The 17,646-nt window shown below is 59.4% G+C and carries 13 protein-coding genes, 7 tRNA genes and 3 rRNA genes; 1 reads left to right on the forward strand and 22 read right to left on the reverse strand.

Going from position 1 to position 17,646, the window contains the following annotated elements:
• Positions 1-56 precede the first annotated feature (56 nt).
• The 20 genes from rplL to ilvC form a co-directional block, all read right to left on the reverse strand.
• The gene (rplL, locus tag HNO52_RS18425; protein ID WP_197566648.1) at positions 57-431 is read right to left on the reverse strand and encodes a 50S ribosomal protein L7/L12; all 375 of its coding nucleotides are present in this window, start codon (positions 429-431) and stop codon (positions 57-59) included.
• 86 nt (positions 432-517) lie between these two features.
• Positions 518-1,021: a 50S ribosomal protein L10 gene (gene rplJ / locus HNO52_RS18430; protein ID WP_167119246.1), complete on the reverse strand. Its 504-nt coding sequence runs from the start codon at positions 1,019-1,021 to the stop codon at positions 518-520.
• A 273-nt stretch (positions 1,022-1,294) separates the two neighbouring features.
• Positions 1,295-1,987, reverse strand: a complete 693-nt coding sequence (gene rplA, locus HNO52_RS18435) for a 50S ribosomal protein L1 (protein ID WP_167119248.1) — start codon at positions 1,985-1,987, stop codon at positions 1,295-1,297.
• Positions 1,988-1,989: 2 nt separating this feature from the next.
• Positions 1,990-2,421 carry a 50S ribosomal protein L11 gene (gene rplK, locus HNO52_RS18440; RefSeq protein ID WP_071943762.1) on the reverse strand — a complete coding sequence of 144 codons (432 nt, stop codon included), beginning with the start codon at positions 2,419-2,421 and terminating at the stop codon, positions 1,990-1,992.
• A gap of 91 nt (positions 2,422-2,512) precedes the next feature.
• A complete protein-coding gene (nusG, locus tag HNO52_RS18445; RefSeq protein WP_197566649.1) occupies positions 2,513-3,046 on the reverse strand; it encodes a transcription termination/antitermination protein NusG in 534 nt (177 codons plus the stop codon).
• Positions 3,047-3,054: 8 nt separating this feature from the next.
• Positions 3,055-3,423 (reverse strand): preprotein translocase subunit SecE, encoded by a 369-nt coding sequence (gene secE, locus HNO52_RS18450; RefSeq protein ID WP_197566650.1) that lies wholly within the window; start codon positions 3,421-3,423, stop codon positions 3,055-3,057.
• A 68-nt stretch (positions 3,424-3,491) separates the two neighbouring features.
• A tRNA-Trp gene (locus HNO52_RS18455) sits at positions 3,492-3,567 on the reverse strand.
• A 143-nt stretch (positions 3,568-3,710) separates the two neighbouring features.
• A tRNA-Thr gene (locus tag HNO52_RS18460) sits at positions 3,711-3,785 on the reverse strand.
• Between the two features lie 40 nt (positions 3,786-3,825).
• Positions 3,826-3,899: transfer RNA gene (locus tag HNO52_RS18465), tRNA-Gly, on the reverse strand.
• A gap of 46 nt (positions 3,900-3,945) precedes the next feature.
• Positions 3,946-4,029, reverse strand: a tRNA-Tyr gene (locus HNO52_RS18470).
• A 118-nt stretch (positions 4,030-4,147) separates the two neighbouring features.
• The gene (locus HNO52_RS18475) at positions 4,148-4,987 is read right to left on the reverse strand and encodes a type III pantothenate kinase (RefSeq protein ID WP_197566651.1); all 840 of its coding nucleotides are present in this window, start codon (positions 4,985-4,987) and stop codon (positions 4,148-4,150) included.
• Positions 4,984-5,967, reverse strand: coding sequence for a biotin--[acetyl-CoA-carboxylase] ligase (locus tag HNO52_RS18480; RefSeq protein ID WP_197566652.1), 984 nt, complete (start codon positions 5,965-5,967; stop codon positions 4,984-4,986). Before HNO52_RS18480 ends, HNO52_RS18475 begins: the two co-directional genes overlap by 4 nt.
• Positions 5,968-6,177: 210 nt before the next feature.
• Positions 6,178-6,293: ribosomal RNA gene (rrf, locus tag HNO52_RS18485) — 5S ribosomal RNA — on the reverse strand.
• A 100-nt stretch (positions 6,294-6,393) separates the two neighbouring features.
• Positions 6,394-9,280: ribosomal RNA gene (locus HNO52_RS18490) — 23S ribosomal RNA — on the reverse strand.
• A 211-nt stretch (positions 9,281-9,491) separates the two neighbouring features.
• Positions 9,492-9,567 (reverse strand) — tRNA-Ala (locus HNO52_RS18495).
• 86 nt (positions 9,568-9,653) lie between these two features.
• Positions 9,654-9,750 (reverse strand) — tRNA-OTHER (locus HNO52_RS18500).
• Between the two features lie 16 nt (positions 9,751-9,766).
• Positions 9,767-9,843, reverse strand: a tRNA-Ile gene (locus HNO52_RS18505).
• Positions 9,844-9,937: 94 nt separating this feature from the next.
• Positions 9,938-11,477, reverse strand: a 16S ribosomal RNA gene (locus tag HNO52_RS18510).
• Together the 16S, 23S and 5S rRNA genes with 3 tRNA genes alongside form the textbook arrangement of a ribosomal RNA operon.
• Positions 11,478-12,216: 739 nt before the next feature.
• Positions 12,217-13,101, reverse strand: coding sequence for a CDP-diacylglycerol--serine O-phosphatidyltransferase (gene pssA, locus HNO52_RS18515; RefSeq protein WP_232090386.1), 885 nt, complete (start codon positions 13,099-13,101; stop codon positions 12,217-12,219).
• Positions 13,102-13,251: 150 nt separating this feature from the next.
• On the reverse strand, positions 13,252-14,268 hold the full coding sequence (gene ilvC / locus HNO52_RS18520) for a ketol-acid reductoisomerase (protein WP_197566654.1): 1,017 nt from the start codon (positions 14,266-14,268) through the stop codon (positions 13,252-13,254).
• A 174-nt stretch (positions 14,269-14,442) separates the two neighbouring features.
• On the opposite strand from ilvC, the gene ilvY reads away from it, so the two are divergent.
• Complete coding sequence (ilvY, locus tag HNO52_RS18525; RefSeq protein WP_197569297.1) at positions 14,443-15,330, forward strand: HTH-type transcriptional activator IlvY; 888 nt, start codon at positions 14,443-14,445, stop codon at positions 15,328-15,330.
• 61 nt (positions 15,331-15,391) lie between these two features.
• Here ilvY and ilvN read toward each other — a convergent pair whose 3' ends face one another.
• Positions 15,392-15,883 (reverse strand): acetolactate synthase small subunit, encoded by a 492-nt coding sequence (gene ilvN / locus HNO52_RS18530; RefSeq protein WP_104205163.1) that lies wholly within the window; start codon positions 15,881-15,883, stop codon positions 15,392-15,394.
• Positions 15,883-17,607: an acetolactate synthase 3 large subunit gene (locus HNO52_RS18535; protein WP_197566655.1), complete on the reverse strand. Its 1,725-nt coding sequence runs from the start codon at positions 17,605-17,607 to the stop codon at positions 15,883-15,885. Before HNO52_RS18535 ends, ilvN begins: the two co-directional genes overlap by 1 nt.
• Positions 17,608-17,646 lie beyond the last annotated feature (39 nt).

Below are 17,646 nucleotides of genomic sequence, written 5' to 3' on the forward strand. Positions count from 1 at the left end.
GCCCGCCACCAGCCATGGAAGCTTACGCAGCGCGTGAAGCCATGGAAACCAAGAGCTTACTTGAGTTCCACGGTTGCGCCAGCTTCTTCCAGCTTCTTCTTGGCCGCTTCGGCCTCTTCCTTGGGCATGGCTTCCTTGATGGTTGCCGGAGCGCCGTCGACGGCACCTTTGGCTTCCTTCAGGCCCAGGCCGGTGAGCTCGCGAACAGCCTTGATCACGTTGACCTTCTTTTCGCCAGCGCTGGTCAGCACCAGGTCGAACTCGGTCTGCTCTTCGACAGCAGCGGCGTCACCGCCAGCGCCCGGGCCGGCCACGACGGCAGCAGCGGCAGAAACGCCGAACTTCTCTTCCATCGCTTCGATCAGCTCGACGACTTCCATGACGGACATGTCGGCGACGGCGTTGATGATGTCTTCTTTGGTCAGTGCCATTTCGGTATTCCTAACTTTGCGGGAGCCTCGGCGCACCGAGCGCTCTGTTCAGTGTTCGATTCAGGCTGCAGCAATGAGTTCGCCTATCAGGCGGCCTCTTCCTGCTTCTGGTCGCGCAGAGCGGCCAGGGTACGAACCAGCTTGCCGGCGGATGCCTCCTTCATGACGGACATCAGCTTGGCGATGGCCTCGTCATAAGTCGGCAGGGTTGCCAGACGGTCAATGTCGCTTGCCGGAATCAGCTCGCCTTCGTAGGCCAGCGCCTTGACTTCGAAATTCTGGTCCTGCTTGGCAAAATCCTTGAACAGACGAGCAGCAGCGCCCGGATGATCGGTGGAAAACGCCAGCAGAGTCGGACCAACGAAGCTCTCGTTCAGACACTCCCACTGAGTGCCGGAGAGGGCGCGGCGTGCCAGGGTGTTGCGGACAACACGCAGCTGGACACCATTCTCGCGCGCCTGCTTACGCAGACCGGTCATCTTTTCGACCGTGACGCCACGAGAATCGGCAACTACGACGGAGAGTGCGCTCTTGGCAGCTTCACTGACCTCGGCAACGATCGCCTTCTTGCCTTCGAGTGCTAGTGGCACAGTGATCACTCCTTCGTGCCGGAGCCGCTTTCAGCAGGCCCCGGAGGTTACCATCTCTTCCGCCGACACAAGGTAGCGGCGGAAGTCCTGGGTGATGGTGCTCACCAGCGTTCTGGCGGCCACACCATCTGCGCAGGCACCCCTGGGGGGAGATTAAGCCGCCCACTCGAAAGAGTGGCGGCACCTGCGGTCTTTGACGGCGCCCCTCGCGCCCTGCAGACAAGGACCCTCGGGGACCGCAAAGTTCTTGCTACGCTTCGCTCTGCGCCCGCCTTAGGCGAAGGCAGAGTGATCGAGGGTCACGCCCGGGCCCATGGTAGTGGACAGAGTGACCTTCTTGAAGTAGATGCCCTTGGATGTGCTCGGCTTGAGACGCTTGAGGTCGGCGACCAGTGCTTCCAGGTTGCCCCGGATGGCATCGGCATCGAAATCGACCTTGCCCAGGGTGGTATGGATGATGCCGTTCTTGTCGGTACGAAAACGCACCTGGCCGGCCTTGGCGTTCTTGACCGCCGTGGCCACGTCCGGCGTTACGGTGCCGACCTTGGGGTTCGGCATCAGGCCGCGCGGACCGAGGATCTGGCCCAGCTGGCCGACGACGCGCATGGCATCCGGCGAAGCGATGACCACGTCGAAGTCGAGCTGGCCTTTCTTGACCTGCTCGGCCAGGTCGTCCATGCCGACGATGTCGGCACCGGCTTCCTTGGCAGCATCGGCGTTGGCACCCTGGGTGAACACGGCGACGCGCACGTCCTTGCCGGTTCCGTTGGGCATCACGGTGGCGCCACGCACCACCTGATCGGATTTACGCGGATCGACGCCAAGGTTGATGGCGACGTCCAGCGACTCCTTGAACTTGACGGTGGAGAGCTCGGCGAGCAGGGCCACGGCTTCTTCCAGGCTGTAAGCCTTGGAGGCGTCGACTTTCTCGCGAATCATCTGGGCACGTTTGGACAGCTTGGCCATGATCAGAGACCCTCCACGTTGAGGCCCATGCTACGGGCGCTACCGGCAATGGTACGCACCGCGGCGTCGAGATCGGCAGCCGTCAGATCCGGCTCCTTGGTCTTGGCGATCTCCTCGAGCTGCTCGCGGGTCACGGTACCGACCTTCTTCTTGTTCGGCTCACCGGAGCCGGACTTGATGCCAGCGGCTTTCTTCAGCAGGACGGCTGCGGGCGGCGTCTTGGTGATGAAGGTGAAGCTACGATCCGAATAGACGGTGATCACCACGGGAGTCGGCAGACCCGGCTCGATGTCCTGGGTCGCAGCGTTGAACGCCTTGCAGAACTCCATGATGTTGACGCCGTGCTGACCCAGCGCAGGGCCCACGGGGGGACTCGGGTTGGCCTTACCAGCTGCAACCTGCAGCTTGATGTAAGCCTGTACTTTCTTGGCCATGATGTACTCCAGTTGGGTAATAGCGCCTTTCGGCTCCCCGGGTTAAACGGCCACCTGAGCGACCGCACAGCAAATCATCGATTGAGAAAAATCACTCTTTCTCGACCTGCGAAAACTCCAGCTCGACCGGTGTCGCCCTACCGAAGATCAGCACGCTGACCTGCAGGCGACTCTTGTCGTAGTTGACCTCTTCGACCACGCCATTGAAGTCGGCAAAGGGACCATCGACGACGCGCACGGACTGGCCCGGCTCGAACATGGTCTTGGGCCGCGGCTTGTCGGTGCCGTCCTGTACCCGACGCAGGATGGCATCGGCCTCTTTCTGGGTGATCGGCGCCGGCTTCTCCTTGGTACCACCGATGAAGCCCATGACACGCGGCGTCTCGTTGACCAAGTGCCAGGTGGCGTCGTCCATCTCCATCTCGACCAGCACGTAGCCGGGATAGAACTTGCGCTCGCTCTTGCGGCGCTTGCCGTCACGCACCTCGACGACCTCTTCGGTCGGCACCAGGATCTCGCCGAAGCTATCCTCCATGCCGTACATCTTCACACGCTCCCTGAGAGAACGCATGACATGCTTCTCGAAGCCGGAATAGGCGTGCACGACGTACCAACGCTTGGACATGAAAACTCCTAACCGATGACGCCGGACATCGCCCAGCTAAGTAGGGTGTCGATCAGCCACAGCATCAGCCCTACGACCAGCACGGCAACCAGCACGATGGCGGTCGTCTGAACGGTCTCGGGTCGGGTCGGCCACACCACGCGCTGAATCTCTTTCTTGGCGTTCTTGGCCAACTCGGCGAGATCCCGCCCCTTGCCGGTTGTCAGCGCCAGGGCTCCAGCTGCTGCACAGAGCACGACGACGCCAAGCACGCGATAGAGAAGCGCCTGGTCGGCATAGTAGGTATTGCCCACCACCGCCAGCACTAGCAGCAAGACGACAACCGCCCACTTGAGCCCGTCGTGGCGCGACTCCTGCACCTCGGCGTTGTGTTTCATGAAAACGAGACTCCTCAGGGTGCGGCAATCGAGTATGTTCGTATGAAGAATGCCAACCTGGGGAAGGTTGGCAGGCCAGGAGGGAATCGAACCCCCAACCTGCGGTTTTGGAGACCGCTGCTCTGCCAATTGAGCTACTGGCCTGTACCTGGTATGCAGCACCTCTTGCAGGCAAGCATGCACAACAGCGGGCGCCATGATAGCGAATGACTCGCCGACTGGCAACCCTTCCCGGCACAACATTGCCGCGAAGAAAGGAAAGGCGAGCCATTGCTCGCCTTTCGTATTGGAGCTCATGGACGGATTTGAACCGTCGACCTCACCCTTACCAAGGGTGTGCTCTACCCCTGAGCTACATGAGCGCAACCCTTCGGTACCCCTGCCTCAGCAAGCAAGAACACCTGGAGCGGGCAGCGGGAATCGAACCCGCACCATCAGCTTGGAAGGCTGAGGTTCTACCATTGAACTATGCCCGCCTAACCACTCTTTCCAACCCAGACCCAGGGCCTCGATCGGCTTATCTGGTGGAGGGGGAAGGATTCGAACCTTCGAAGCTTTCGCGGCAGATTTACAGTCTGCTCCCTTTGGCCACTCGGGAACCCCTCCAGATGGCGGCCCATTCTACCGCCTGCCAAAGCCATGTCAAGCGCTTATTTATCAGCCACTTGTCAAAAGAGCGCATCGAAAACGACTGCTCCTTGGCTTCGGAACGCGCTGCATTGTGTCAAAGCAGCATGGAGAATGCAAGGCCAGCCCGGATTTTTTCAAGACCGGCAGGTGCGGGCACACGCGGCGCTCCCGACATGCGGCCGGCCCGCTCAGCCGCGGTCAACGGGAAACAAGCCTCCAGGCCGCCGTAGACCATGTCGGGCCAGACGGCATGGGGAGAATGTACACCACGCGCCACGACCCGAGCATCACCGCCGGTCAACAGCATGGGCAAGGCGACGCCTTCACGGTCGCAAACCTCGGCGTAGATTCGATTTACGGCGCTGACGGCAGCCAGATAGATGCCGTGATTAACAGCTTCGACGGTACGGCGGCCCGGCAGCAGGAGCTCCTCAGCTTCGCTATCGGGGTCGATGGCTACATTGCGCGTGCCTAGCTGGAGGCTCTCCTTCATCAAGCGCAGGCCCGGCAGTATATAACCGCCTAGATGGCGTCCGCCGGGTAGTACGAAATCTATGGTAATGGCGCTTCCACAATCTACGGCGCAGCAGCCACCTGCCAACTGGTAGCCGGCCAGCACGCCCAACCAGCGGTCTACGCCGAGCCGGTGAGGCTCTTCGTAACCATTTACGACCCCCAACGCTTCCGGTACCGAACGCGCCACATGGACGCTGCGCACCCGACTCTGCAATAGCGTCACTGTCTGTTCTAGTACCGCTTGTCGAGCGACACTGGAGATACGCACGGCCTCGACCACGTCCAGATCTGGGATATCCGAGCCGGGCTTCCACTCCTCACGGGTCCAGACGGCACCGCGCGAGCGAATCTCGCTGCTGTCGGCATCCTTCAACCGCCACTTGGAAAGCGTATTGCCGATGTCCAGGTCAAGGATCATGTACGCCCACGCACGCTGATCTCCCCTCCCCCCAGGCGCTCGCGCCTCTCACCATGACGCACCCATAGATTGCCCGACTCATCCACCGTCTCGGCCGTTGCCTCTATGCGCTGCTGTCCTCTCTGAACCTCCACCAAGCAGCCCTGGAAAGCGTGCCGCTCGTTCCATTCGTTCTGCCAGGCAGCAAAGCCAGCCGACTCGTAGCCTGCCAGTAGCGGCATCAGTTCGTCCAGCAATTCCGCGGCCAGCCGGTTTCGCGAAAGTGAGGGAACCTGATCGGCCACCGCCGCCACGCGCTGCTCGATACGCTCGCGGAAACTCGCAGGAAGATCAAAATTGATTCCCATGCCTACCACGACCTCGCAGGGCCCCGTCGTATCACCGCTGATTTCGACCAGAATACCGGCCAGCTTGCCCAGGCGCCCCTCACCATCTTCAAGCAGCACGTCATTGGGCCATTTCAGCTTGGGGACCACGCCGTGGCGTTCCAGTACTCGGGCCAGGGCCACGCCCACCGCCAGGCTAAGACCCTCCAGGGCTGTAATGCCAGACTCGAAACGCCAACCAATCGACAACATGAGAGCCCTCCCCCAGGGAGTCGACCAGACGCGCCCACGGCGGCCTCGTCCAGCGCTCTGCTGTTCCACGAGGCATACCTCGCCGTGTCCGGCGCCTTGTGCGAAACGCTTGCGAATGAATTCGTTGCTGGACGGTAGCGTTTCTTCGACGAACAACCTGACAAGATGCTGACGCCCTTGCCGTGATAGGCCGGCCACAATCATGCCGCCATCCAGTAGCTCCAGTGGCCTGGACAGACGATAGCCCTGACCCTTGACCGCCTCGAGGGGGATGTCCATCGCCTCGAGCTTCTTCAGTTGCTTCCAGACCGCGGTGCGGGATACACCCAGCCGTTCTCCCAATTGCTCGCCGGAGTGGAAGTCCCCGTCACTCAGCAGCCGAATGAGGTCACCAATGGTCATGCCCTGTGCCCTACCCAGGAAAAGATTCATTCTAGCGAACTGCCGCTTCCGCGGAAACGCATTGATCGGATAAAGAAAAACCCCGAGCACTGTCGTACTCGGGGTTTTGGGATAGATGCCTGACGACCCGGGCGGCGCTCCGCGATTCTCCATGGGAGGCCCCTAAACGACGAAACCCAGCCTCTTTCGAAGCTGGGTTTCTGAAGAGATGCCTGACGATGACCTACTCTCGCATGGGGAGACCCCACACTACCATCGGCGCTGAGCGGTTTCACTGCTGAGTTCGGCATGGGATCAGGTGGTTCCCACTCGCTATGGTCGTCAGGCGAAAACGGTTGGAATCATGCTGAGCGATACGTCTCGCCGGGGCGTGCCCGGGCGTATCCGTCAATTTTCGTGCGCAATGCGCAGACCCCTTGGGGTTATATGGTCAAGCCTCACGGGCCATTAGTACCGGTTAGCTCAACGCCTCGCAGCGCTTCCACACCCGGCCTATCAACCAGCTGGTCTCGCTGGGCCCTTCAGGAGGCTCGAGGCCTCGGGGATGTCTCATCTTGAAGGGGGCTTCCCGCTTAGATGCTTTCAGCGGTTATCCCGTCCGCACGTAGCTACCCGGCAATGCCACTGGCGTGACAACCGGAACACCAGAGGTGCGTCCACTCCGGTCCTCTCGTACTAGGAGCAGCTCTTCTCAAACATCCAACGCCCACGGCAGATAGGGACCGAACTGTCTCACGACGTTCTAAACCCAGCTCGCGTACCACTTTAAATGGCGAACAGCCATACCCTTGGGACCGACTTCAGCCCAGGATGTGATGAGCCGACATCGAGGTGCCAAACACCGCCGTCGATGTGAACTCTTGGGCGGTATCAGCCTGTTATCCCCGGAGTACCTTTTATCCGTTGAGCGATGGCCCTTCCATACAGAACCACCGGATCACTAGAACCTACTTTCGTACCTGCTCGACGTGTCTGTCTCGCAGTCAAGCACCCTTATGCTCTTGCACTCAATGCACGATTTCCGACCGTGCTGAGGGTACCTTCGTGCTCCTCCGTTACTCTTTGGGAGGAGACCGCCCCAGTCAAACTACCCACCACACACTGTCCTCGATCCGGATCACGGACCTGAGTTAGAACGCCAATGATGCCAGGCTGGTATTTCAAGGGTGGCTCCGCCCGAACTGGCGTCCGGGTTTCCTAGCCTCCCAGCTATCCTACACAAGCAACATCAGCGTCCAGTGTGAAGCTATAGTAAAGGTTCACGGGGTCTTTCCGTCTAGCCGCGGGTACACAGCATCTTCACTGCGATTTCAATTTCACTGAGTCTCGGGTGGAGACAGCGTGGCCATCATTACGCCATTCGTGCAGGTCGGAACTTACCCGACAAGGAATTTCGCTACCTTAGGACCGTTATAGTTACGGCCGCCGTTTACCGGGGCTTCGATCAAGAGCTTCGCCCGAGGGCTAACACCATCACTTAACCTTCCGGCACCGGGCAGGCGTCACACCCTATACGTCCGCTTGCGCGTTTGCAGAGTGCTGTGTTTTTAATAAACAGTTGCAGCCACCTGGTATCTTCGACCGGTTCGAGCTCCAGCAGCAAGTGCCTTCACCCTACGCCGGCGTGCCTTCTCCCGAAGTTACGGCACCATTTTGCCTAGTTCCTTCACCCGAGTTCTCTCAAGCGCCTTGGTATTCTCTACCTGACCACCTGTGTCGGTTTGGGGTACGGTCCCACTGTATCTGAAGCTTAGAGGCTTTTCCTGGAAGCGTGGCATCGATGACTTCCACCCCGTGGGGTGTTCGTCTCGCCTCTCGGCCTTGGGGATCCGGATTTGCCTGAACCCCCAGCCTACTGGCTTTCACCAGGACAACCAACGCCTGGCTCACCTAGCCTTCTTCGTCCCCCCATCGCAATACAGTGAGGTACGGGAATATTGACCCGTTTCCCATCGACTACGCCTTTCGGCCTCGCCTTAGGGGCCGACTCACTCTGCTCCGATTAGCGTCGAACAGAAACCCTTGGTCTTCCGGCGGGGGAGTTTTTCACTCCCCTTGTCGTTACTCATGTCAGCATTCGCACTCGTGATACCTCCAGCAGACTTCTCAATCCACCTTCATCGGCTTACACGACGCTCCTCTACCGCTTGCCATTCGGCAAGCCCGTAGCTTCGGTACCTGGTTTAGCCCCGTTACATCTTCCGCGCAGGCCGACTCGACTAGTGAGCTATTACGCTTTCTTTAAAGGATGGCTGCTTCTAAGCCAACCTCCTAGCTGTCTGAGCCTTCCCACATCGTTTCCCACTTAACCAGGATTTCGGGACCTTAGCTGACGGTCTGGGTTGTTTCCCTTTTCACGACGGACGTTAGCACCCGCCGTGTGTCTCCCACGCTCGCACTCACCGGTATTCGGAGTTTGCCTCGGGTTGGTAAGCCGGGATGGCCCCCTAGCCGAAACAGTGCTCTACCCCGATGGTGATACGTGAGGCGCTACCTAAATAGCTTTCGAGGAGAACCAGCTATCTCCGGGCTTGATTAGCCTTTCACTCCGATCCACAAGTCATCCAAATCTTTTTCAACAGATCCTGGTTCGGTCCTCCAGTTGATGTTACTCAACCTTCAACCTGCTCATGGATAGATCGCCCGGTTTCGGGTCTATTTCCAGCGACTGGTCGCCCAGTTAAGACTCGCTTTCGCTACGCCTCCCTATTCGGTTAAGCTCGCCACTGAAAATAAGTCGCTGACCCATTATACAAAAGGTACGCGGTCACCGAACAAGTCGGCTCCCACTGCTTGTACGCATACGGTTTCAGGATCTATTTCACTCCCCTCGCCGGGGTTCTTTTCGCCTTTCCCTCACGGTACTGGTTCACTATCGGTCAGCCAGGAGTATTTAGCCTTGGAGGATGGTCCCCCCATGTTCAGTCAAGGTTTCTCGTGCCCCGACCTACTCGTTTTCACGCCACTCGGATTTCGGCTACGGGACTATCACCCGCTATGGTCAGGCTTCCCAGCCTGTTCGCCTATCGATTGTGTCGCTTAAGGGCTAGTCCCCGTTCGCTCGCCGCTACTAGGGGAATCTCGGTTGATTTCTTTTCCTCGGGGTACTTAGATGTTTCAGTTCCCCCGGTTCGCCTCCCAACACCTATGGATTCAGTGTGGGATACCCTGCTTGTGCAGGGTGGGTTTCCCCATTCGGAAATGCCCGGGTCACAGGTTGTTTGCCACCTCACCGAGCCTTATCGCAGGCTACAACGTCCTTCATCGCCTCTGGCTGCCAAGGCATCCACCGTATGCGCTTAATCGCTTGACCATATAACCCGAAAGGGTCTGGTCCGCGATTACGTACGACAATTGCCGGATACGCTTGAGACGTATCTCGCATTTCTCCTTGCGGAGAAATTGTCAGCATGATTCACATTGTTAAAGAGCAGACTGTCAATCGACAGTCATAAACCCGACATCGCAAGGCGCGACGCTGGCTTATGACTGCAGATCCGATCAGGGTAGACTGTGGAGAAGTGTGGTGGAGCCAAGCGGGATCGAACCGCTGACCTCCTGCGTGCAAGGCAGGCGCTCTCCCAGCTGAGCTATGGCCCCGAAAGTAATTTGTGTGAGACAAGGCGAAAGACGACGACGTATAGCCTGCTATACGAGGAGTCTTTCAACGACGTATCACGCAAATTTGGTGGGTCTGGGCAGATTTGAAATAAACCCGGCGACCTCACCCTTCTCCTTACAGCACTTGCGGGGGTGCGCTCTCACCAACTGAGCGACAGACCCGGCCGAAGCTCGAGAATGGTGGGTCTGGGCAGATTTGAACTGCCGACCTCACCCTTATCAGGGGTGCGCTCTAACCAACTGAGCTACAGACCCATTGGTCGCGCTGGGTCCATACCCAAACAGTCTTTGCTCTGGTCGATCAGGTAATTCATTGTGAGCACTTGCCGCGAGGCGGCGATACGTCGTTTAAGGAGGTGATCCAGCCGCAGGTTCCCCTACGGCTACCTTGTTACGACTTCACCCCAGTCATGAACCACACCGTGGTGATCGCCCTCCCGAAGGTTAGGCTAACCACTTCTGGTGCAGTCCACTCCCATGGTGTGACGGGCGGTGTGTACAAGGCCCGGGAACGTATTCACCGTGACATTCTGATTCACGATTACTAGCGATTCCGACTTCACGGAGTCGAGTTGCAGACTCCGATCCGGACTGAGATCGGCTTTCTGGGATTAGCTTGCTCTCGCGAGCTTGCAACCCTTTGTACCAACCATTGTAGCACGTGTGTAGCCCTACCCGTAAGGGCCATGATGACTTGACGTCGTCCCCACCTTCCTCCGGTTTGTCACCGGCAGTCTCCCTAGAGTTCCCGACCGAATCGCTGGCAAATAGGGACAAGGGTTGCGCTCGTTACGGGACTTAACCCAACATTTCACAACACGAGCTGACGACAGCCATGCAGCACCTGTCTCTGCGCTCCCGAAGGCACCCCTTCGTCTCCGAAGGGTTCGCAGGATGTCAAGGGTAGGTAAGGTTCTTCGCGTTGCATCGAATTAAACCACATGCTCCACCGCTTGTGCGGGCCCCCGTCAATTCATTTGAGTTTTAACCTTGCGGCCGTACTCCCCAGGCGGTCGACTTATCGCGTTAACTGCGCCACAAAGTCCGCGAAGGACCCAACGGCTAGTCGACATCGTTTACGGCGTGGACTACCAGGGTATCTAATCCTGTTTGCTACCCACGCTTTCGCACCTCAGTGTCAGTGTCAGTCCAGAAGGCCGCCTTCGCCACTGGTATTCCTCCCGATCTCTACGCATTTCACCGCTACACCGGGAATTCTACCTTCCTCTCCTGCACTCTAGCCTGACAGTTCCGGATGCCGTTCCCAGGTTGAGCCCGGGGCTTTCACAACCGGCTTATCAAGCCACCTACGCGCGCTTTACGCCCAGTAATTCCGATTAACGCTCGCACCCTCCGTATTACCGCGGCTGCTGGCACGGAGTTAGCCGGTGCTTCTTCTGTGGGTGATGTCCTTCCTCCCGGGTATTGACCGGAAGGCTTTCTTCCCCACTGAAAGTGCTTTACAACCCGAAGGCCTTCTTCACACACGCGGCATGGCTGGATCAGGGTTGCCCCCATTGTCCAATATTCCCCACTGCTGCCTCCCGTAGGAGTTCGGGCCGTGTCTCAGTCCCGATGTGGCTGATCATCCTCTCAGACCAGCTACGGATCGTCGCCTTGGTGAGCCATTACCTCACCAACCAGCTAATCCGACATAGGCTCATCCGATAGCGCGAGGTCCGAAGAGCCCCCGCTTTCTCCCGTAGGACGTATGCGGTATTAGCCTGGGTTTCCCCAGGTTATCCCCCACTATCGGGCAGATTCCTATGCATTACTCACCCGTCCGCCGCTCGCCACCAGGGAGCAAGCTCCCCGTGCTGCCGCTCGACTTGCATGTGTTAGGCCTGCCGCCAGCGTTCAATCTGAGCCATGATCAAACTCTTCAGTTTCAAATCATTGCGGTTCTTACTCATCCCTTTCCGAAGAAACGGACAAAAGCGAACCAAACTTGGCTCAAGGTCAAAGCTTCTCAAAAAGACCCGAAGGTCTTCGACGAGTCGCTTGCCTCGATAGGGTGTGACTTCTCACCCACCTCGTCGACAAGCGCCCACATGAATTACCTGATCGATTGTTAAAGAGCGGCTCCCACTCGCTTCAATCACTGCCTGAAGCGCGGAGCGTCTCGCTTGCTGTCGTGGCAACTGACTCTGTCAGCGGCCTCGCCAGCGCCCTGCGAGGAAGGCGTATTCTACCGATTCGGCGGAGTCTGTCAACTCCCTTCGAGGCCGTCACCGTAGCGAACCTGGCGTCGAAGACCGGCGTCGCCGGTTTCCGTGAGAGCCCTCGGCGGGCCTCTCTCGAGTGGGGCGCATTCTACCGAATCCACCGTGAGCGTCAAGCAGTAATTTTGCGAAGCGAGCCGAAAAATCCAAAGCGCGACAGCCACTTACCACTCTTCCCACCGCTGACAACGTTGCCCGTTGCCGGCAGCGGATGCGTACTTTACGGTTTTCACCGCGACCCTGCAAGGGCTGCCTGTAAAAAAGTTTCAGAATGACGGCAGGGGCATGAAGAAGCAATGACGGGCAAGCTATCCACAGGCGGTGCGGAACGACCGCCTGTGGACGGATCGGCGATGCCGCCAGTGACGACAACGCCCGCTCATGGCGGGCGTTGTATGAGGAGTACCTACGCCTCACCTTCTGGTGGTGAATGCTTCATCTTGCGCATGACAGCCAGCGTCGGCCCGGAAGCTACATAGGTGCCGAATAGCAACAGCAGCATTACGGAGGGCTCGACCGAAATCACCACGAAGCCAAGCACGATGGCCAGCAGCACCACGAAGGGCACGGGCCCCTTGAGGTCGACGTCTTTGAAGCTGTAGTAGCGAATATTGCTGACCATCAGCACTCCGGCAGCAGCCACAACGATCAGCATCAGCAGCTTGAAGCCGAATGCCTCGGCGTCGAAGCTATGAAAGGTCCATACGCTTGCCGCCACGAAGGCCGCTGCGGAGGGGCTGGGCAGCCCGATGAACCACTTCTTGTCAACGCTCCCTATCTGCACATTGAAGCGCGCCAGGCGTAGTGCCGCGCAGGCTACGTAGAGAAAGGCCACAACCCAGCCGGTCTTGCCGATATCCTGGAGAATCCAGGTGAATGACACCAGCGCCGGCGCCACGCCAAAGGAGAGCATGTCGGAAAGGCTGTCGTACTCGGCGCCGAAGGCGCTCTGGGTGTTGGTCAGCCGGGCCACGCGACCATCCAGGCCGTCGAGCACCATGGCAATGAAGATCGCCACCGCTGCCGCGGTGAAATCGCCGTTGATCCCGGCTACCACCGAGAAGAACCCGGCAAACAGGGCCGACGTGGTAAAGAGATTGGGCAACAGGTAGATCCCCCTGCGCCGGACCTTCTTGCCATCTTCGATCGACTCCTCGACCACCTCCGTTTCGCGCAAGAAGGCGGCAGCCAGATCCTCCTCCTGAGCTCGCTCTTCCCTGCTGGCGGCAGGATCTGTCTGGGCGTCATCGCGATGGATGTCGTGCTCGGTATTGCGGGAATCCTGACTCATTCGTCTCATCCGTTGCCAGAATGGGGCCACTCAATGTCTTGCCTTCATTCTACACGGTGCTGCCGAGTCGAAAAGCGCAGCGGCTATCAGCCAGATACGACAAGGGCGCGGAAATCCGCGCCCCAGCATGCTTCACAACGACCAGATGGCTCAGTTCTTGGTCTTGTCGACCAGCTGGTTGGCAGCAATCCACGGCATCATACCGCGCAGCTTGGCGCCTACCTGCTCGATCTCGTGCTCGGCATTCAGGCGACGACGCGCGGTCATCGACGGATAGTTGGTGTTGCCTTCCTGGATGAACATCTTGGCGTACTCACCGGTTTGGATGCGCTTGAGTGCATTGCGCATGGCCTGGCGAGACTGCTCGTTGATCACCTCGGGGCCGGTCACGTACTCGCCATACTCCGCATTATTGGAGATGGAATAGTTCATGTTGGCGATGCCGCCCTCGTACATCAGGTCGACGATCAGTTTGAGCTCGTGCAGACACTCGAAGTAGGCCATCTCCGGAGCGTAGCCAGCCTCGGTCAAGGTCTCGAAGCCGGCCTTTACCAACTCAACGGCACCGCCGCACAGTACGGCCTGCTCGCCGAATAGATCGGTCTCGGTCTCGTCCTTGAAAGTGGTCTCGATGATACCGCTACGACCGCCGCCAATGGCCGCCGCGTAAGAAAGCGCGAGTTCCTTGGCCTTGCCCGAAGCATCCTGGTGAATGGCGATCAGGTCGGGAATGCCGCCGCCCTTGACGAACTCGGAGCGCACGGTATGGCCCGGCGCCTTAGGCGCGACCATGATCACGTCGAGGTCGCGGCGCGGCTCGATCTGGTTGTAATGAATGTTAAAGCCGTGGGCGAAGGCCAGCGTGGCACCTTCCTTCAGGTTCGGCTCGACCTGGTTTTCATAGATCGCCTTCTGGTTCTCGTCCGGCGCCAGGAGCATTACCACGTCGGCACTCTTGCACGCCTCCTCGACGGAAGCGACCTTGAGTCCGGCTCCCTCAGCCTTGGCCGCGGAAGAAGAGCCCGAACGCAGGGCAACGGTGACTTCGACACCGGATTCCTTGAGGTTGTTGGCATGAGCATGGCCCTGGGAGCCATAACCCACGATGGTGACCTTCTTGCCCTGGATGAGGGAGAGGTCGCAATCCTTGTCGTAATAAACGCGCATGCTGTGCTCCTGGAAAAAGTTAACGTTTGGTGTCAGCGTTGATGGCCACCCGCGCCGTCTATCGCAGCGCTGGGAGTCGGCACATTCGATGGAACCCACCTTAGCGCCATCGTCACGTTGCGTAAAACGCGATATTTGCAACATGGCATGCCGATTCATGCAATACTCCAACAGATGGATATGCGCCCTCTCAAGCAGTTTCTCGCTCTTGCCGATACGCTGCACTTCGGTCGCGCCAGCGAGCTGTGCCACGTCAGCCCTTCGACCCTCTCCCGCACCATCCGGCAGCTCGAGGAGAGCCTTGATGCACCGCTGTTCGTGCGCGACAACCGCCATGTCAGCCTGACTCGCCAAGGTCTGGCCTTTCAATCTTATGCCCGCGAGGCGCTGGCCCAGTGGGAAATGCTGCGCCATACCCTGAGCAGCCAGGCCGACGAGCTTGCCGGCGAGATCAGCATCTATTGCTCGGTCACGGCGAGCTACAGCTTCCTCTACGACCTGCTCAGCGACTTCCGTTTGCACCATCCACGCATCGAGCTCAAGCTGCATACCGGTGATCCGGCGGAAGCAATGAACCGTGTGCTGGCCGGCGAAGAGGATATGGCGATCACCCCCCGACCACGCAGCGCGCCCGGAGGATTGGTCTTCAAGTCGTTGACCCGCTCGCCGCTGGTATTCATCGCACCGGTGGAGCAGGCGCCGTGGATCCCGGCCACGCCCACCTCCCCCTCCGCGGAACAGTGGCGGGACGTACCGATGATCCTTTCCGAAGCGGGACTGTCCCGGGAATATGCCGACACATGGTTCAGGGCGCTGGGCGTGGCCCCGACCATCTACGCCCAGGTGGCCGGTCACGAAGCGATCGTCAGCATGGTAGGACTTGGCTTCGGCATTGGCGTGGTGCCGAAGATCGTGCTCGATAACAGCCCGCTCGCCGAACGGGTGCGCGTGCTGCCGGTGAAACCCGAGCTGCCTCACTACGACGTCGGCCTGTGCGTGCTCAACCGCCAGCTGAAAAGCCCTCTGATCCAGGCGCTGTGGGACGAGGTCGAGGAGCGTTAGGTCGGAGCCAAGAAAAAGCCGCCCCGTAGGGCGGCTTGTCGATCCTGCAGACGAACTGAGATCAGAGACTCAGAACCTTGTCGCCCCTGGCGATACCGGACACCCCGGTCCGCGCCACCTCGAGAATCCCCACCGGCCCCATGGCCTGCAGGAAGGCGTCGAGCTTGGAGGCATCACCGGTGATCTGTACGGTGTAGAGGCTCGGCGTCACGTCGACGATCTGGGCACGAAAGATATCGACCGTACGCTTTACCTCATCGCGCGCCGCCCCCAATGCCTTGACCTTGACCAGCATCAGCTCGCGCTCGATGTGGTTGCCCTCGGTCAGGTCGACCAGCTTGATCACGTCGATCAGCTTGTTGAGGTGCTTGGTGATCTGCTCGATCACCCGATCGTCACCGACGGTGGTCACGGTCAGCCGCGACAGCGATGGATCCTCGGTCGGCGCCACGTTGAGGGTCTCGATGTTGAAGTTGCGCTGCGAGAACAACCCTACCACGCGAGACAGTGCGCCCGGTTCGTTTTCCATGAGAATCGAGATGATATGGCGCATCAGGTCCGCTCCGTCTTGGAAAGCAGCATGTCACGCATGGAGCCCAGGGGCACCTGCATCGGATAAACGTGCTCGCGCGGGTCGACGACGACATCCACGAAAACCAGCTCGTGCTTGTCGGCAAAGGTGCGCTCCAGCGCCGGGCGCAGCTCGTCCATCGTCTCCACCCTCAGGGCGGTGAAGCCATATGCCTCGATCAGCTTGGCGAAGTCGGGCAGCGATTCCATGTAGGAGTGCGCGTGGCGCGACTTGTAGTTGAGGTCCTGCCACTGGCGCACCATGCCCAGCGACGCGTTATTGAGATTGATGATCTTGACGCCGCCACCGAACTGCTTACAGGTGGAGAGTTCCTGCATCATCATCTGAAAGCTGCCCTCCCCGGTGACGCAGATCACCTGCTCGTCGGGAAAGTTCTGCTTGATACCCATGGCCGCCGGGAAACCGAAGCCCATGGTACCGAGCCCGCCCGACGTGATGAAGCGGTTGGGCTTGTCGAACTTGTAGTACTGGGCGGCGAACATCTGGTGCTGGCCCACATCGGTGGTCACGTATGCCTCGCCGCGGGTCACCTCGCACAGCGCCTCGATCACTTCCTGCGGCTTGAGCTGCTCGCCCGGCTTCGACGGCTCATAGAGCTTGCCGCGGCGCTCCTCGCGCCAGCCGTCGATCTTCTGCCACCACTCGGCCAGTGCCTCGGGATGGGCGATCTCCTTGCCTTGCACCAGGCTGATCATCTCGTCAATGACGCTGGCCGCCGGCCCTACGATGGGCACGTCGGCACGCACCGTCTTGGATACGGAGCTGGGGTCGATGTCGACATGGATGATCTTGGCCGTGGGACAGAACTTGGAGGTATTGTTGGTCACGCGGTCGTCGAATCGCGCGCCGATGGCGATGATCAGATCGGCATGGTGCATGGCCATGTTGGATTCGTAGGAGCCGTGCATGCCCAGCCAACCCAGACACTGGCGATCGCTCTGCGGGTAGGAGCCGATGCCCATCAGCGTGGTAGTGATGGGATAGCCGAGGCGCTTGACCAGATCGGTCTGGCCCTCACAGGCGCGCCCGGTAATGACCCCGCCACCGGTATAGAATACCGGCCGCTTGGCCTTGAGCATCATCTCCACGGCCTTCTTGATCTGGCCTGTATGTCCCCGCGCTACCGGGTTGTAGGAGCGCATCTTGACCTTCTTCGGGTAGACGTACTCGTAGCGTTCGGTGGGCGCGGTCATGTCCTTTGGAATATCCACCACCACCGGTCCGGGGCGCCCCGTCGCGGCCAGGTAGAAGGCTTTTTTCAGAACTTCCGGTATCTCGGTCGGATGCTTGATCGAGAAGCTGTGCTTCACAATCGGGCGGGTCACGCCGATGATATCGGTTTCCTGGAAAGCGTCGTCGCCGATCAGGTGGCTCATCACCTGACCGCACAGCACCACCATGGGAATCGAATCCATGTAGGCGGTGGCAATACCGGTAACCGCGTTGGTGGCACCGGGGCCGGAGGTCACCAGCACCACGCCGGGCTTGCCGGAGGCTCGGGCATAGCCGTCGGCGGCATGGGTGGCAGCCTGCTCGTGGCGAACCAGGATGTGCTTGACCTTGTCCTGGCGGAACAGTGCATCGTAGATATGCAGTGCCGCACCGCCCGGATAGCCATAGATGTATTCGACGCCTTCATCCTGCAGGAATCGGGCGATCATATCCGCGCCGGAAAGCAATTCCACTTGTGTATCTCCCCTGGAGGTCTCGAGTGCGATCCGAGC

This window comes from Halomonas sp. MCCC 1A13316, assembly GCF_014931605.1.
GTDB lineage: Bacteria > Pseudomonadota > Gammaproteobacteria > Pseudomonadales > Halomonadaceae > Halomonas.

Coding starts and splice junctions, on each gene's coding strand:
- rplA (WP_167119248.1), bottom strand. CDS start 1,987: ATGGCCAAGCTGTCCAAACGTGCCCAGATGATTCGCGAGAAAGTCGAC.
- ilvY (WP_197569297.1), top strand. CDS start 14,443: ATGGATATGCGCCCTCTCAAGCAGTTTCTCGCTCTTGCCGATACGCTG.
- ilvN (WP_104205163.1), bottom strand. CDS start 15,883: ATGCGCCATATCATCTCGATTCTCATGGAAAACGAACCGGGCGCACTG.
- ilvC (WP_197566654.1), bottom strand. CDS start 14,268: ATGCGCGTTTATTACGACAAGGATTGCGACCTCTCCCTCATCCAGGGC.
- rplK (WP_071943762.1), bottom strand. CDS start 2,421: ATGGCCAAGAAAGTACAGGCTTACATCAAGCTGCAGGTTGCAGCTGGT.
- rplL (WP_197566648.1), bottom strand. CDS start 431: ATGGCACTGACCAAAGAAGACATCATCAACGCCGTCGCCGACATGTCC.
- HNO52_RS18480 (WP_197566652.1), bottom strand. CDS start 5,967: ATGACCATTGGTGACCTCATTCGGCTGCTGAGTGACGGGGACTTCCAC.
- HNO52_RS18475 (WP_197566651.1), bottom strand. CDS start 4,987: ATGATCCTTGACCTGGACATCGGCAATACGCTTTCCAAGTGGCGGTTG.
- nusG (WP_197566649.1), bottom strand. CDS start 3,046: ATGTCCAAGCGTTGGTACGTCGTGCACGCCTATTCCGGCTTCGAGAAG.
- pssA (WP_232090386.1), bottom strand. CDS start 13,101: ATGAGTCAGGATTCCCGCAATACCGAGCACGACATCCATCGCGATGAC.
- secE (WP_197566650.1), bottom strand. CDS start 3,423: ATGAAACACAACGCCGAGGTGCAGGAGTCGCGCCACGACGGGCTCAAG.